The 13216-nt window shown below is 60.9% G+C and carries 12 protein-coding genes and 1 tRNA gene; 5 read left to right on the top strand and 8 right to left on the bottom strand.

Annotation, left to right across the window (positions count from 1 at the left end; all coding sequences use genetic code 11):
- Nucleotides 1-24 precede the first annotated feature (24 nt).
- Nucleotides 25-798, top strand: a complete 774-nt coding sequence (locus tag NKJ28_RS19400) for a hypothetical protein (protein WP_352636719.1) — start codon at nt 25-27, stop codon at nt 796-798.
- On the opposite strand, the gene NKJ28_RS19395 is transcribed toward NKJ28_RS19400, so the two are convergent.
- From NKJ28_RS19395 to NKJ28_RS19380, 4 genes are all read right to left on the bottom strand, one after another.
- Nucleotides 776-970 (bottom strand): hypothetical protein, encoded by a 195-nt coding sequence (locus NKJ28_RS19395; protein WP_352636718.1) that lies wholly within the window; start codon nt 968-970, stop codon nt 776-778. The genes NKJ28_RS19400 and NKJ28_RS19395 overlap by 23 nt on opposite strands.
- 539 nt (nt 971-1509) lie before the next feature.
- A complete protein-coding gene (locus NKJ28_RS19390; protein ID WP_352636717.1) occupies nt 1510-1632 on the bottom strand; it encodes a hypothetical protein in 123 nt (40 codons plus the stop codon).
- Between the two features lie 451 nt (nt 1633-2083).
- Nucleotides 2084-2158, bottom strand: a tRNA-Val gene (locus NKJ28_RS19385).
- A 103-nt stretch (nt 2159-2261) separates the two neighbouring features.
- The gene (locus NKJ28_RS19380; protein ID WP_352471880.1) at nt 2262-2945 is read right to left on the bottom strand and encodes a phosphoglycolate phosphatase; all 684 of its coding nucleotides are present in this window, start codon (nt 2943-2945) and stop codon (nt 2262-2264) included.
- A 144-nt stretch (nt 2946-3089) separates the two neighbouring features.
- Here NKJ28_RS19380 and rpiA point away from each other — a divergent pair, with 144 nt between their 5' ends.
- The 3 genes from rpiA to gor all read left to right on the top strand — a co-directional run bounded on the left by rpiA (nt 3090) and on the right by gor (nt 5892).
- A complete protein-coding gene (gene rpiA, locus NKJ28_RS19375; RefSeq protein ID WP_352448900.1) occupies nt 3090-3821 on the top strand; it encodes a ribose-5-phosphate isomerase RpiA in 732 nt (243 codons plus the stop codon).
- The gene (locus tag NKJ28_RS19370) at nt 3808-4386 is read left to right on the top strand and encodes a DUF2059 domain-containing protein (protein ID WP_352636716.1); all 579 of its coding nucleotides are present in this window, start codon (nt 3808-3810) and stop codon (nt 4384-4386) included. Before rpiA ends, NKJ28_RS19370 begins: the two co-directional genes overlap by 14 nt.
- Before the next feature lie 117 nt (nt 4387-4503).
- A complete protein-coding gene (gor, locus tag NKJ28_RS19365) occupies nt 4504-5892 on the top strand; it encodes a glutathione-disulfide reductase (protein WP_352636715.1) in 1389 nt (462 codons plus the stop codon).
- A gap of 57 nt (nt 5893-5949) precedes the next feature.
- Here the strand turns inward: gor and mgtE are convergent, their stop codons facing one another.
- Both mgtE and NKJ28_RS19355 read right to left on the bottom strand, forming a co-directional pair.
- Nucleotides 5950-7314 carry a magnesium transporter gene (gene mgtE, locus NKJ28_RS19360; protein WP_352636714.1) on the bottom strand — a complete coding sequence of 455 codons (1365 nt, stop codon included), beginning with the start codon at nt 7312-7314 and terminating at the stop codon, nt 5950-5952.
- 272 nt (nt 7315-7586) lie between these two features.
- Nucleotides 7587-9476, bottom strand: coding sequence for an ABC transporter ATP-binding protein/permease (locus tag NKJ28_RS19355; RefSeq protein WP_352636713.1), 1890 nt, complete (start codon nt 9474-9476; stop codon nt 7587-7589).
- Nucleotides 9477-10105: 629 nt separating this feature from the next.
- Between NKJ28_RS19355 and NKJ28_RS19350 the strand changes: the two genes are divergently transcribed.
- Nucleotides 10106-10540 (top strand): hypothetical protein, encoded by a 435-nt coding sequence (locus tag NKJ28_RS19350; protein ID WP_352636712.1) that lies wholly within the window; start codon nt 10106-10108, stop codon nt 10538-10540.
- Between the two features lie 6 nt (nt 10541-10546).
- On the opposite strand, the gene NKJ28_RS19345 is transcribed toward NKJ28_RS19350, so the two are convergent.
- Nucleotides 10547-11224, bottom strand: coding sequence for a DsbA family oxidoreductase (locus tag NKJ28_RS19345; RefSeq protein WP_352456761.1), 678 nt, complete (start codon nt 11222-11224; stop codon nt 10547-10549).
- A gap of 23 nt (nt 11225-11247) precedes the next feature.
- The gene (locus NKJ28_RS19340; protein ID WP_352636711.1) at nt 11248-13068 is read right to left on the bottom strand and encodes an extracellular solute-binding protein; all 1821 of its coding nucleotides are present in this window, start codon (nt 13066-13068) and stop codon (nt 11248-11250) included.
- Between the last annotated feature and the right edge of the window lie 148 nt (nt 13069-13216).

The following is a 13216-nucleotide window of genomic DNA, read 5'->3' as shown; positions in this document are numbered from 1 at the left end:
TAGGGAAGAGCTTGGGAGGATGGTTTGGCGGCAAACCCGGTCGGTACTATTGAAATCACTGTCGACGGCGCTTGGGATATTCAGGACTTGTTTCATCTGTCCGAGAGCCTGACTGAGAGTTACGGCTACTTCCTGCCGTTAGTGGCGCAGGATGAGGACACGCGGGCTCAGCTGCATTCCATCGTTCAGGCGCAGTTTTGGCGCGGCGACATCGAGACCCGGCGCTTTGGGCTGTTTCTCTATCGCCAAATCCCGAAGGACGACGGCCTACGCATCAAGTCCTTCCACTACTCTTCGCCAGGCACCCTGATATTGGTCGGCATCCTGCCGGCACTCTTGCTTGCGGCGCGCGTGGCCAGCAAGTGGCTGGACGTGTCGGAGAAGCTGTTCGACCTCTACGCCAAAATCGAAAAATACTTCCTGAAGCGGAGGAACCTGGTCAAGCCCGGCCGTAAGACAGAGATAGACGACCAAATGGGGTTCGACCTGGACGAAGCCCGCGTGTTGCTCTTTCAGCTTTCCGAATGCCTTGGCTTTGACGAGGAATCGACGGAGCGGATTTGTGCCATCGTTGGCAATCCGGTGTCGGCCCTGAAATTCATGGTGGCGATGTGCAATGAGGCGCGCAAGCTGTCCGCGCTGGAGCGGGAAGGCCTGTTGAAGCTCCCGCGCATCGGTAACCACAACATCAAGGTGCTGCCCCCGGTAAAGGCACTGGACGGGCGCCAGAACACGCGGAGCGGGGTTGTGGTGCAGACCCGGAAGCGCCGGAAGGTCAAGAAGCCGGGCGCCGCTTGACATTCTTCCGCCACTTATCCCAGCCGCTGCCTTTGCTGCGGTCGAGCGCATAGTAGGTTTCGCCGCCGAACTCCCACGCCATCGCCTCAGCATGCTCCGGCTCCTTGAACCGGAAGCCGAGGTATTCCCGGTAATCGCGCCGGATGAAGGCGTGGCGCTCAGCCGTCCCCATTGCCGCCGCCCGCCCGTGGGCAGGCTCATAGGCCTTCTCGCAGCAGTTTTCCCCACGGAATCAAGGCATGGTACGGCCAAAAACGGTCTAGGCATCGGAGTTGATGCCCTTGTGGCGGGCTGGCATGGTGACCTCGCGAACGTTCTAGGAATATATTCCTTGTTTGTTCCAGAGGAGTCAAGGCCATGTCGGGAGATTGCAATTGTTAAATACTCCAGCTAGTCTCCGCTTGTAACAGAGGGGGGACTTGCATGCGTAAGCTAATCGCATTACTCGCTTTTTCTACCTTACTTGCCACATCGGCGTTTGCTTTCTACTCCGATCCGGCTACGGAAGCCTCGGTAAAATTGCATCGGCAAGTGCCAATTCCGATGAGTAAGAAATTCAAAGAGGTTGCTTGCACAAATCGAGGTTCAGCATGTGGGGAATCTTACCCCGACGTGAGTTGCTGCAATAGTTGTTACATTCCGCCCGATAACTCGAACGGGCAGTGCACCTAATAGGCTGGACGATGCAACTGGGGCGTTTTTTAGATGCGGTCACTGTACGAGGAAACGCTCCAGCATCTGTTTGCGGGTTAGCACGTTCGAGCGGATCGCCAGCTTCACGTCGCGGATGAACGCGGCCAGCGAAGGCAGCTTGTCTTCACCGCGGATTGCCATTTGTAGGCCCCGTATTGGTAGCTCACCATGTCATTGCTCTCACAAATCGATTGAGCGCCCGATTTGTAGGCATCTTCGTCCGAGATATCCTGCAACCGCTCTACCCGTACGCTGACGATTTCCAAGAGGATGCGAGAAAGCTCACGCCCAAGTCGGATACGACGGTATCAAGCGAGGGAAGCTGGAGCGGGTCACTCGCGGCACGTTCTGGATTAAGGGCAAGCCGATTCCTACGGCTGCGGAGCGAAGGGGCTAATAGCACCGTGCCTACGGCACCCCCAACCGCCCGCCCAAGCGGTGCGATTGGAGAACCAGGTTGCGTCTGTGCTTTTCCGCCGAGATTCTGCGCTCGGCAAAGGTCTTTTTGGTTTACGCGCCAGTTACGCGCCAGTGAGCTTTTTTGGAAAAAAGATGGCTGGGTCAAATCATCTAACCGTTTTAGTAGGTTAGATGGTGGGCGATGCAGGGATTGAACCTGCGACCCCACCCGTGTGAAGGGTGTGCTCTCCCGCTGAGCTAATCGCCCGCTCGTTGCCCGAAGGCCAAGCGCGCCGCGATATAAGGGAGGCCGGCCTGCTAAGTCAACCACTTGTCGGTCGGCATTTGGCGGTCCGCCCGATGGACAGCTTTCAGCCTTCTGCCGCGGCCATCAGCCCTTGCACCAGATCGAGCGTCAGCGAATCGAAATGCGAGATCACCGCCGACGGTTCGAACTCTCGCACATGACGGTCGGTGTAGCCGAAATCGACTGCCACTACCGGAATCCCGGCGGCTTTCGCCGTGTCGATGTCGGTCTGCGAATCACCGACCATCAGTGCACGGTGCGGGTCGCCGCCGGCGCGCGCGATGGTCTGCGTGAGATGGCGCGGGTCGGGCTTGCGGAACGGAAAACTATCCTGACCGCAGATCGCCGCGAAATGCCTGGTCATACCGAGCGCCTCGATCAGCGCCACCGAATTGGCCTCGTATTTATTGGTGCAGATGGCCAGCAGGTAACCGGCTGCCTCGAACCGTGCGATCGCCTCGGGGACGCCGGGGTAGGGGCGCGACTTGCCGGGGATGTTAACGGTGTAATGGTCCAGAAACAGCTTGAGCAGGCGGTCGTGCTCCTCCACTGCCAGCGACCTGTGCTGCGCTGCGTGAGCGCGCTCGATCATCACCCGGCCGCCATGGCCGACGAAGCGCTTGAAGCCGGCTTCGTCGACGGCCGCGAGCTGGCTGGCGGCAAGGCTGTGGTTGAGACTGTCGAGCAGGTCCGGCGCCGTGTCGATCAGCGTCCCGTCGAGGTCGAACACGATGATCGGTCGGGTCATGGCCTGTCCTGTGACGATTTGATTGCCGGCAGGCGATAAACGCTGCGGCCCGTTCAGGCAAGCCGGCTTATCCACCGCGGGCAAGGTCCTTTGACCAGCCCGGCAAAAATGCTACGAGCGCCGAAACAAATCTCGGGACCCGGCATGGATGCGAGGCAATTGAAGGTTGAGGCCGCGCGGGCAGCGCTTGCCCATGTCACGGATGGCATGCGGCTCGGCATCGGCACCGGCACGACGGCGGACGAGTTCGTCCGGCTGCTCGCCGACAAGGTCGCCACCGGCCTGACTGTCATCGGCGTGCCGACCTCGGAGCGCACCGCCGTCCTTTGCAGCGAGCTTGGTGTGCCGCTGTCGACCCTCGAGGAAACGCCCGAGCTCGACCTCACCATCGACGGCGCCGACGAGATCGATCCGGCGCTGACATTGGTCAAGGGCGGCGGCGGCGCGCTGCTGCGCGAAAAGATCGTCGCGGCGGCCTCCGCCCGCATGATCGTCATCGCCGACAGCTCCAAGATGGTCGAGATGATCGGCCGTTTTCCGCTGCCCATCGAAGTCAACCGGTTTGGCCTGCGCGCCACCGAAATTGCGGTCGGCGCGGCGGCTGCAAACCTTGGCCTTTCCGGCCCTGTTACATTGAGGATGACGGGGAGCCAGCCATTTGTTACAGACGGCGGCCATTTTATCCTCGATGCATCTTTTGGCCGCATTCCGGATACAAGAGCGCTTTCGAATGCTCTCCACGCCATTCCGGGCGTGGTCGAGCATGGTCTTTTCATCGGGCTGGCATCAACGGCCATCATAGCCGGCGGCGACGGCATCCAAACCGTCCATGCCGCCCGAAAATCAGGGAGTTTTACCGATCATGATGTTGCATAACCGGGTTGGCCGCTTTTTTGCCATTCTGGCGGCCTCGGCCGTTTTCGCGTTTTCGTCGCCTGCGTTTTCGCAGGACGTCACCGATGCGCATTTGAAGGCGGCGCGCGCCGCCGTCACGGCGATCCATGCGACGGATACGTTCGACAGCATCCTGCCGCAAGCGGCCGCGGCACTGGAGCAGCAGCTGATCCAGAAGAACCCGGACATGCAGGAACTGATCGCCAAGACGATCAACGAGAAGGCGATGGCCCTGGCATCGCGCCGCGCCGACCTGGAAAAGGAAGCGGCGCTCGCCTATGCAAAGGTGTTCTCGGAAAAGGAACTCAATGAAATTGCCGCGTTCTACAATTCCGATTCCGGCAAGAAGCTGCTCGACAACGGCCCGATCGTGACGCGCGAACTGGTGAAGGCTGCCGAGATCTGGCAGAACGGCCTGGCTCGCGATCTCGCCCAGCAGGTCGGCGAGACCCTGGGTGCAGCGGCGAATGCCAAGGCGCCGGCTGCACCTGCCGACGGTACCGCTCCGGCCGATGGCGCAGCTCCCGCGGACGCTACACCGAATTGATTGCGGACTTCCGAGCCGCCTGACCGCCACTGGACCAAAAGCCCGGCAAATCCGGGCTTTTCTTTTGATAGTCGGCAGCCTACCTGTCTCGGGGTTTGAGGGGCAAGGAGTTCAGCCATGGCCGGTTACGACTACGATCTTTTCGTCATCGGCGGCGGCTCCGGCGGGGTGAGGGCGGCGCGCGTCGCGGCCGCACTCGGCAAGCGTGTCGGCATTGCCGAGGAATACCGCTATGGCGGCACATGCGTGATCCGTGGCTGCGTGCCGAAGAAGCTCTATGTCTACGCCTCGCAATTCCCCGAGCATTTCGCCGACGCCGCCGGTTATGGCTGGACGGTGCCTGAGGCGCGTTTCGACTGGCAGACGCTGGTCGCCAACAAGGACCGCGAAATCAGCCGGCTGGAGGCCATCTACAAGAAGAACGTGCAGGGCGCCGGCGGCGAGGTCTTTCATTCGCGCGCCACCCTGGTCGGTCGGCATGTGGTGCATCTTCTCGGTGAGGATCGCACCGTTACCGCCGACCAGATCCTGATCGCTACCGGCGGGCGACCGGCGCCGCATCCGGCATTGCCCGGCCATGAGCACTGCATCTTTTCCAACGAGGCCTTGGACCTCAAGGAACTGCCGAAGGCAATCATGATCGAGGGCGGCGGCTATATCGCCGTCGAATTCGCCAACATCTTTCACGGCCTCGGCGTCGACACGACGCTGGTCTACCGCGGCAAGGAGATCCTCAGCCGTTTCGACATGGACCTCAGACGCATGCTGCACGACACGATGGAAAAGAAAGGGATAAAAATCCTCTGCCACGCCGTATCAGAGTGGGTCAGGAAGCGGCCTGACGGCCGGCTCGACGCGCTTGTCACCGGCGGCACGGTGCTGACGGTCGACCAGGTCATGCTCGCCATCGGCCGCATTCCCAATACCGAGAACATGGGCCTGGAAGGCGTCGGCATCGAGATGACCAAAACCGGGGCAATCCACGTCGACGAATACTCCCGCACGAACATCGACAACATCTGGGCAATCGGTGACGTCACCCATCGCGTGCAATTGACGCCGGTGGCAATCCACGAGGCGATGTGCTTCGTCGAGACCGCCTTCAAGGACAAGCCGACGGCGCCCGACCATGACACGATCGCTACCGCAGTCTTTTCGCAGCCCGAGATCGGTACGGTCGGCCTGTCGGAGGATGAGGCGGCAAAGCGCTTTTCGGATGTTGAAATCTACCGCGCCACCTTCCGGCCGATGCGGCACACACTTTCCGGCCGCGACGAAAAGATGCTGATGAAGCTGGTCGTCGACGGCGCCTCGAAAAAGGTCCTCGGCGCCCACATCCTCGGGCCGGATGCCGGCGAAATGGCGCAGCTTCTCGGCATACCGCTGAAGGCCGGCCTGACCAAGGATGATTTCGATCGCACCATGGCGGTGCATCCGACCGCCGCGGAAGAACTCGTCACAATGTACAAGCCGACTTACCGGGTGAGAGATGGTGAGCGGGTCTGACGCGACAAGAACCCATCGCGGCAACGAGATTGCCGCGATGGAAGTGCGTGAGTTTTCTTACAGCAACGTTCCGCGCAGGATCACCAGCGCCACAGAAAAATAGATCACCAGCCCGGTGACGTCGACCAGCGTGGCGACGAACGGGGCCGATGCGCTGGCCGGGTCGAAGCCCATGCGCTTCAGGGCGAACGGCAGCATCGATCCAGACAGCGAGCCGAAGGTGACGATGCCAACCAGCGTGGCGCCGATCGTCATTGCGATCAGCGGCCAGTGCGGGCCGTAGTCGTAGAAGCCGAGATACTGCCAGAGCGCGATGCGGCAGACGCCGACCACGCCAAGAATCGAGCCAAGCACCAGGCCAGTGGGCAGCTCGCGCAATGCCACCCGCCACCAGTCGCCAAGGCCGATCTCGCGCAGCGCCAGCGCCCGGATGACGAGCGAGGTCGCCTGCGAGCCGGAATTTCCGCCGGAGCTCATGATCAATGGAATAAATAGCGTCAGCACGATCGCCTTTTCCAGCTCGCCCTCGTAGCTCTGCATCGCGTTGGCGGTCAGCATCTCGCTGATAAACAGCGCGCACAGCCAGCCGGCGCGTTTCTGGATCATCGCCAGAAAGCCCATCTTCATATAGGGCTCGTCGAGAGCCTCCATGCCGCCGAAACGATGCACATCCTCCGTCGTTTCCTCGATCATTGTGTCGATAATATCGTCGATGGTAACGATGCCGAGCAGTCTGCCGTTGTCCACGACCGGAACGGCGAGCAGATCATATTTCGAGATCAGCTGAGCAACCTTTTCACTATCGGTCAGCGGTGAAACGGTGATAGGCGCGCGATCCGGCGCTATTGCCATGATCAGCTGATCCGGCTCGCCAGCGATCAGTCGACGCAGGCTGGTCGAGCGCAACAGGACATGCGTTTGCGGATCGACGATGTAGATCGCGTAGACGGTTTCGCGAGTCCGCTCCACCTTGCGGATATAATCCAGCGTGCGGGCCACGCTCCAGTCCGGCGGCACGCTGACATATTCGGTCGTCATGAGCGAGGCGGCGCTGCCCTCGGGATAGCCGAGAATGGCAAGCAGCGTCGCGCGCAGCGGTGGCGCCAGGCCGCCGAGCAGTTCGGAACGAGCCGGCTCGTTCAGATCGCGCAGTATGTCGGCGGCGCGGTCGACCGACATGGCGGCAAGCAGTCTGCCTGCCTTGATGCGGGGCAGCGCCTCCACCAGTTCGGAAGCGCCGTCGAGTTCAGGCTGGTCGAAGATCTCGACCAGCCGCTCGAACGGCACTTCGCAAAGCAGCGCCGATGCCGTCTCCCGGGGCTCCTGGTTCAAGGCCTCGACGATGTCGGCGACGTGTTCGTTGGCAAGTACGCGAGCGATGGCGATGGCATCGCCGCCCGCGACAGGGGAAAACTCGTTCATGGCTCACTCCTTGCCGTCCGGCAGGACGTGAGCCTGTCAGGTCACGTCAAGCGGACGGCGGTTGCGTTCGACTGTGACTGTCGCCAGGCATGGCGCGGTGACCTTTCTGCTCGCGGGTTCGAGTTGAGATTCTGCAAGCCGGCGCAACATAGGAGCGCGCCTTGCCGAGTCAATCGCGAGAGCGGGTTAAAGCGGCGGCAAACCGACTGGATCGCGAGACTGTGATCGGGCGACGTGGCAGGCTGGCTGGATGCCGGCAGTGGTGCCCGCGGCTATCTCTGCTTCAGCCGGCGGGGAAAGCGCAGCCATTTGTCCTCGGCCGGCCGCGTCGGCTGCGTGAGGATGGTGGTGAGCTCTACCGGCAAGCTCGGAACCAGCGGCTTCTTGGTGGCGACGCCGTCGGCGATCGCAACCACGCTGTGGTAGAATTCGGTGCCCGCGAGCGATCTCGGCGGCGTCGCCTCATGCATGATCGAGATCACAGTTGCATCAGGGCAATTGTCCTTGATCGCCTGATGGAAGGCGATCCGTCCTTCGGGATCGAGCGCGCCGGTGGCTTCATCGAGGAACAGTAGTCCCGGCTGCTGCAGCACGATGCGGGCGACGACGAGCTTCTGTTTCTGCCCACCCGAAAGAACCTGATCCCAGATCTTTCCTTCACGGCTCTCATCGGCCAGATGCTCGATGAAGTCGCCGAGGCCGGCCTTGTGCAAGGCGGACGCGACCTGCACGTCGGCATAATCATGCTCGGAACCGGGCAGGCAGACCAGTTGCTTCAGTGAAACCTGCTGCAGCTTCACCTCCTGGGCGGCGTAGAAACTCCTGACCCCTTCCGGGAAGACGATGGTGCCGCGACCGTAAGGCCACAGCCCGTTGATCGCCTTGATCAGCGAGGTCTTGCCGCAGCCGGATTCGCCCTTGAGGAAAGTCCACTCGCCACGCCGGAAGCGCAAATTTGCAGCACTCAGGAAGGGCGTTGCGTCCTCGCCCTGATGCGCCAGTTCGAGCTTCTGGATGGTCAGGCCGAAAACCGGGTTTTGGCGGTCGTAGCGAAAATCGGAGCGGCCGGTCTGCTGATAAAATTCCTGCGGGTGCTGGACGTTTTCGATCGCGTTTGCGAGTTCGGTGACGCGCTGGCTGTTGGCCCGCAGCGCGGCGATGGCAGGCATGACGTGGATGAACCACGAGCATTGACTGATCAGCGAGTTGACCATCTCGGAGCCGGTTATGTAGCCCTTGAGATCGAAGCCGTTATGGATAAAGGGAACCAAGCCTGGCCCGTAGGCGACAATGCGGGCACCGATGAAATTGTAGATCAGCTCGAACGAATTGTAGCCTGTGTTGACGATGTTCAGCCGCGCCCAGGTGCGGTCGATGTCGACATAGCGCTGGCTGTGCACTGCCTTCTGCACGTTCTCGCCTTGCGATGCGGCGACATGAAAACTGCGGCGCAGAAACGTGATCAGCTCGCCGCGATAGCTGCCTTCGGCCTGCTGCATCCTGACATTGAGTCGTTCCAGCAGCCTGCCCAGCTTGACCGCGATCCAGGTGTTCAACGGCACGTAGGTGGCGACCGCCAGAAAGGCGAGGACGGCGCTGCCATAGCTGCCGAGGAACTCCAGCCCTTTGACCTCCGCCGAGTGTGCAAGCAGTTGCTGGCCAACGAAATACAATGAAGTAGCAACGGCCAGAACCCCCATCGCGAGGCCGATGGCTCCGCCCGTCATATCCTTGATCGATTCCTGGATGCGCTGATCGATATTGTCGGGAGCGGCGGCACCTGACGAGCCATGCTGAGCGTGGAAATGCGTGTGATTGGCGTCAAGCAGGGCTTCGTTGAACTGGCTGTCCAGCCAGCCGCGCCACTTGCGATGCAACGTTGCGGATACCAGGCTGCGGATACCGGTAAAACCCGCATCCTTGAGCAAGACCAGGAGGACAAGTATCCCGGCATTGGTCAGCAGTGTCTGAAGCGGGGTGGTGTTTGCGGCATCGTGGAAAAAGGCGATCGAGTTGACCAGCTCTCCGGATGCCACGGCAAACCACACGCCTGACTTGCTGGAGAGCGCGGTGAGCAGGGCGATCACCAGCGTCAACGTCCAGGCTTCCACCCACCGGTCCGAGAACCAGTAGGCCCGCATCAGTCCCCAGAAGCTGCGCATCGACGATACGGGCGTCAGGGGCGACGGCCTTGCGGCACCGCGGAGCCATTTTTCCGATATTGAATGTCGCGTTGGTCTATCGACCCGAATCACTATCCCGCCCAAACGATTTTTCTTTTGTTACGGACAGTAACACCAATTGATCATTTTCCATTAGCTTTTCACCAGTCGCAGGTGGCTTAGCTCGCCGGCCGTTGCAGTAGAGCAACAGAATGAATGATCACGGCGCTATGCCGTCATGCTTCGAGGGGCGGAATACCAACGCAATTTCAAATAGTTACTTGCCTGAGCCGGAGCAAGCAGTGACCTTCCCTAAGGGAAGGTCTTCACACAGCTTTGTGAACATAGAAGCGCCGTCCAGCGGTCGATCTTTCACAGCCTGAATCGCCTTCACGGCCAGTCCGGCCTCGTCGGCGGCCAGAACGTGACCGTATGATTCGTGGTTGAAGCCGCCTTGTCAGGACCCCGTAGTCGGCCAAGCAATGACTTTGCCGACACAGTCCAGGATGAAGATCAATATCAATTGGCCCGTGCCGTTTTAAGAGCGCGCACAAACCGCGTTTGACAAACACGCGCTTCGGATTGAACCTGGCCGGACGCATCCAGGTTTGAACCAGGGGGAGTTCGCCATGCTTGCACTGACATTTTTTGTCGCGACGCTCGCAACATTTTTCTGGCTGCCGCAAACATATGCCGGCAGCCAGACCGTTCCCGCAAACGCCGAGGGACAGATCGAGTTCAACACGCCGTCCGGCAATATTGGCTGCATCTACACGCCGAAGGGCGGCACCAGCACCTACGAGCCACAGGATGGCGGACCGGAACTGAGCTGTTCGCGTGTCGAGCCCAGCTACGTCACCGTCATCCTCGGTCCGAAAGGTCCGGCGACGCTGATCAAGAATCCGGGCGAGCAAGGCTGCTGCGGCGACGTCACCAGGCTGGCGTACGGCGCCAGCTGGAGTAAGGGCCCGTTTTCCTGCCAGTCATCCACCAAGGGATTGACCTGCACCGGCAAGCATGGCCATGGCTTTTTCGTCAGCAAGGCCAAGGTGACGGTGAAGTAGTCCGACTCAGTTCGCTGTTTCCAGTTCGCCGCGCGCCTTGGCCGCGGCGACCTGGCGGAGCGCATCGGCAAGCGTATCGGCGTCCTGGGCTCCCATCACCGCATATTTGCCTTCAAGCAGAAAGCACGGCACACCCGATATGCCCATGCGCGAAGCGGTGGCGATTTCGGTGCGCACCGCCTCGACATCGGCGTCGGTCGGCAGAAGCGTTTCGACCACGGAGGCATCCATGCCGGCCTCGCGGGCGGCTTCGATCAGCACGGCATGATCGCCGAGATTGGCGCCTTCCTCGAAATTCAGCTGGAACAGCCGGCGCACCAGCCGGTTCTGAATGGCCTCGCCGGCCGTGCCGGCCCAGCGAATGAGACGGTGCGCATCCAGCGTATTGGGCGCGACCTTGATGGCGTCGAAGGCGAAGGAGATGCCTTCAGCCTCGCCCAGCGGTTCGATCCGGGCATGGATTTCGCGGATGCGTTGCTCGCTGCCGAATTTCGCCACCATATAGTCACGGCGGTTCTTGCCTTCGGGCGGGATTGTTGGGTCGAGTTGGAAGGGCCGCCAGCGTATGTGAACGTCGATATCGACGGCGGCAATCGCCTTGTCGAGCCGTTTCTGGCCGATAAAGCACCAGGGGCACACGACGTCGGAGACCACATCGACGGTAATCGAGTTCTCGTCGTTCATCTTGATCTCCTGTTGTGAAGAGGTCACTTCGGTTTGCGCCACCAGGTCGGCAACTGATAACCGTATATGGGCGTCTTTTGCGGATGTTCCAGATAGTTCCAATAAGCGAGCCATTGCTGGTTGTTGTGCTGCGTCGGCACCATGTAGTTGCCGGAGATCAGCAGCCGGTCGAGAACGCGGACGGCGGCGACGGAGTCCTCCTTCGAACGAGCTCTCAGCATCGCCTCGATCGCCGCATCCACCGCCGGATCGGCGACGCCGGCGAGGTTGAACGATCCTTCGGCCTTGGCGGCAGCGGATCCCCAGCGCCCGGTTTGCTCGATACCGGGCGACAGCGAGTTGTTGAAACCGGTCGAGCCGACCAGCACCTCGAAATCGAAACGCTGCTTGCGCGACTGGATCTGATCACCGTCGAGGCTGCGGATGCCGACATCGATGCCGAGCTTCTCAAGGGTGCGCTGATAGATAGCGGCAAGTCGCTCTTCGTCCTGCGAGGCGGTCAGGATCTCGAAACCGAACGGCTTTCCCTCGGGATCGAGCATCGCGCCGTCCTGCACCGTATAGCCCGCGCTCTTCAGCAGCTCGAATGCCGCCTTCAGCACCTTGCGGTCCTGGCCGGAGCCGTCGGTAACGGGCGGCCTGTAGGTGCCGTCCATGACATCTGCGGGCACGCGGCCGGGGTAGGGGGCCAGCAGGGCCTTTTCCTTTTCGCTGGCCGGGTGGCCGAGCGCGGACAACTCGGAATTCTGCCAAAAGCTCATCGTGCGCGTGTATTTGCCGCCGAACAGATTCTTGTTGGCCCATTCGAAATCGTAGAGCATGCCGAGCGCGCGCCGCACGACCGGATTGGAAAATTTCGGCAGCCGCGTGTTGAACAGGAAACCGTTGACCACCGGCGGAATGCCGGTATCGAAAGTTTCGGCGATGACCTCGCCCCTGTGGAAGGCCGGAAAGTCGAGATCGCGCTCGCGCTTGACCGGGTCGCTGTCGTCGTCGATGGCGCAGATGCCTTTCTTGAACGCTTCCTGCTTGGCGTTGGCGTTGAGGAAATATTCGATGGTGATCTGGTCGTAATTGTCGAAGCCGCGCTTGGACGGCACGTCCTTGCCCCAATAGTCCGGATTGCGCTTGAACACGATGCGCTGACCGGGCACGACTTGCGCCACCGTGTAAGGCCCGCTGCCGATCACCGGCTTTAGCGTCGTCCTGTCGAAGGTGTCCTTGTTGAAGGCGTGTTTCGGGATGATCGGCGTCAGCGCAATGATCAAAGGAAATTCGCGGTCGGCCTTGTCGTTGAAGGTGAAGCGCACACTGCGGTCGCCGGTCTTTTCGAGCTTGGCAATCGCTTTCATTCGCTGGCTGTAAGGTGGGCGGCCCTTCTCGGTGAAGACGTCATAGGTAAACAACACGTCTTCCGGCGTCACCGGCTCGCCGTCCGACCATTTGGCGTTGGGATCGAGGTGGAATTCGATGCTCTTGCGCTCGGGATCCATGTCGGCGGTATCGGCGAGCAGGCCGTAGAGACTGAAGGCCTCGTCGTAGTTGCGCTGCATCAACGGCTCGAAGACAAGATTGCCAAAGGCTTGATCCATCATGCCGCGCGCGGTGGTGCGCAGGCTTCTCAGGATGAACGGATTGAGATTGTCGAAGCTGCCGACGACGCAATAGGTAATGCTGCCGCCTTTCGGCGCGTCGGGGTTGACGTAGTTGAAATGATCATAGTCGGCCGGCAGCGCCGGCTCGCCCTGCATGGCAAGCGCGTGCACCGGTTCCGACAGGGCCGGCTGCAGGGAAAGGCCGACAAACAAGATTGCGGCGATCAGCCAAACGACAACGCGGCCCATGACCGTCTCCTTCCCGATTCGATGCGCAGCATACATGAGCCGGTCGTGCACCGGCCAACCCCTTGAGCCTATCCCTTGGCCAAGATTCGCGAGACCCGGGCTGGATTCGGCACCGCTTGCAGTGTAACACGCCGTCCGAAGTCATTCT

The sequence above is a fragment of the Mesorhizobium sp. M0145 genome (genome assembly GCF_040322355.1).
In the GTDB taxonomy this organism is placed as follows: domain Bacteria; phylum Pseudomonadota; class Alphaproteobacteria; order Rhizobiales; family Rhizobiaceae; genus Mesorhizobium.
The sequence above is the reverse complement of the archived record's forward strand: the minus strand, read 5'-3'. Positions and strand labels throughout refer to the sequence as shown.

Excerpts from the sequence above, each read along its gene's own strand:
- NKJ28_RS19350 (WP_352636712.1), top strand. The coding sequence starts at position 10,106 with ATGCTTGCACTGACATTTTTTGTCGCGACGCTCGCAACATTTTTCTGG.
- NKJ28_RS19370 (WP_352636716.1), top strand. The coding sequence starts at position 3,808 with ATGATGTTGCATAACCGGGTTGGCCGCTTTTTTGCCATTCTGGCGGCC.
- NKJ28_RS19390 (WP_352636717.1), bottom strand. The coding sequence starts at position 1,632 with ATGGCAATCCGCGGTGAAGACAAGCTGCCTTCGCTGGCCGCGTTCATC.
- NKJ28_RS19340 (WP_352636711.1), bottom strand. The coding sequence starts at position 13,068 with ATGGGCCGCGTTGTCGTTTGGCTGATCGCCGCAATCTTGTTTGTCGGC.
- NKJ28_RS19395 (WP_352636718.1), bottom strand. The coding sequence starts at position 970 with ATGGGGACGGCTGAGCGCCACGCCTTCATCCGGCGCGATTACCGGGAA.
- NKJ28_RS19355 (WP_352636713.1), bottom strand. The coding sequence starts at position 9,476 with ATGCGCAGCTTCTGGGGACTGATGCGGGCCTACTGGTTCTCGGACCGG.
- NKJ28_RS19380 (WP_352471880.1), bottom strand. The coding sequence starts at position 2,945 with ATGACCCGACCGATCATCGTGTTCGACCTCGACGGGACGCTGATCGAC.
- mgtE (WP_352636714.1), bottom strand. The coding sequence starts at position 7,314 with ATGAACGAGTTTTCCCCTGTCGCGGGCGGCGATGCCATCGCCATCGCT.
- rpiA (WP_352448900.1), top strand. The coding sequence starts at position 3,090 with ATGGATGCGAGGCAATTGAAGGTTGAGGCCGCGCGGGCAGCGCTTGCC.
- NKJ28_RS19345 (WP_352456761.1), bottom strand. The coding sequence starts at position 11,224 with ATGAACGACGAGAACTCGATTACCGTCGATGTGGTCTCCGACGTCGTG.
- gor (WP_352636715.1), top strand. The coding sequence starts at position 4,504 with ATGGCCGGTTACGACTACGATCTTTTCGTCATCGGCGGCGGCTCCGGC.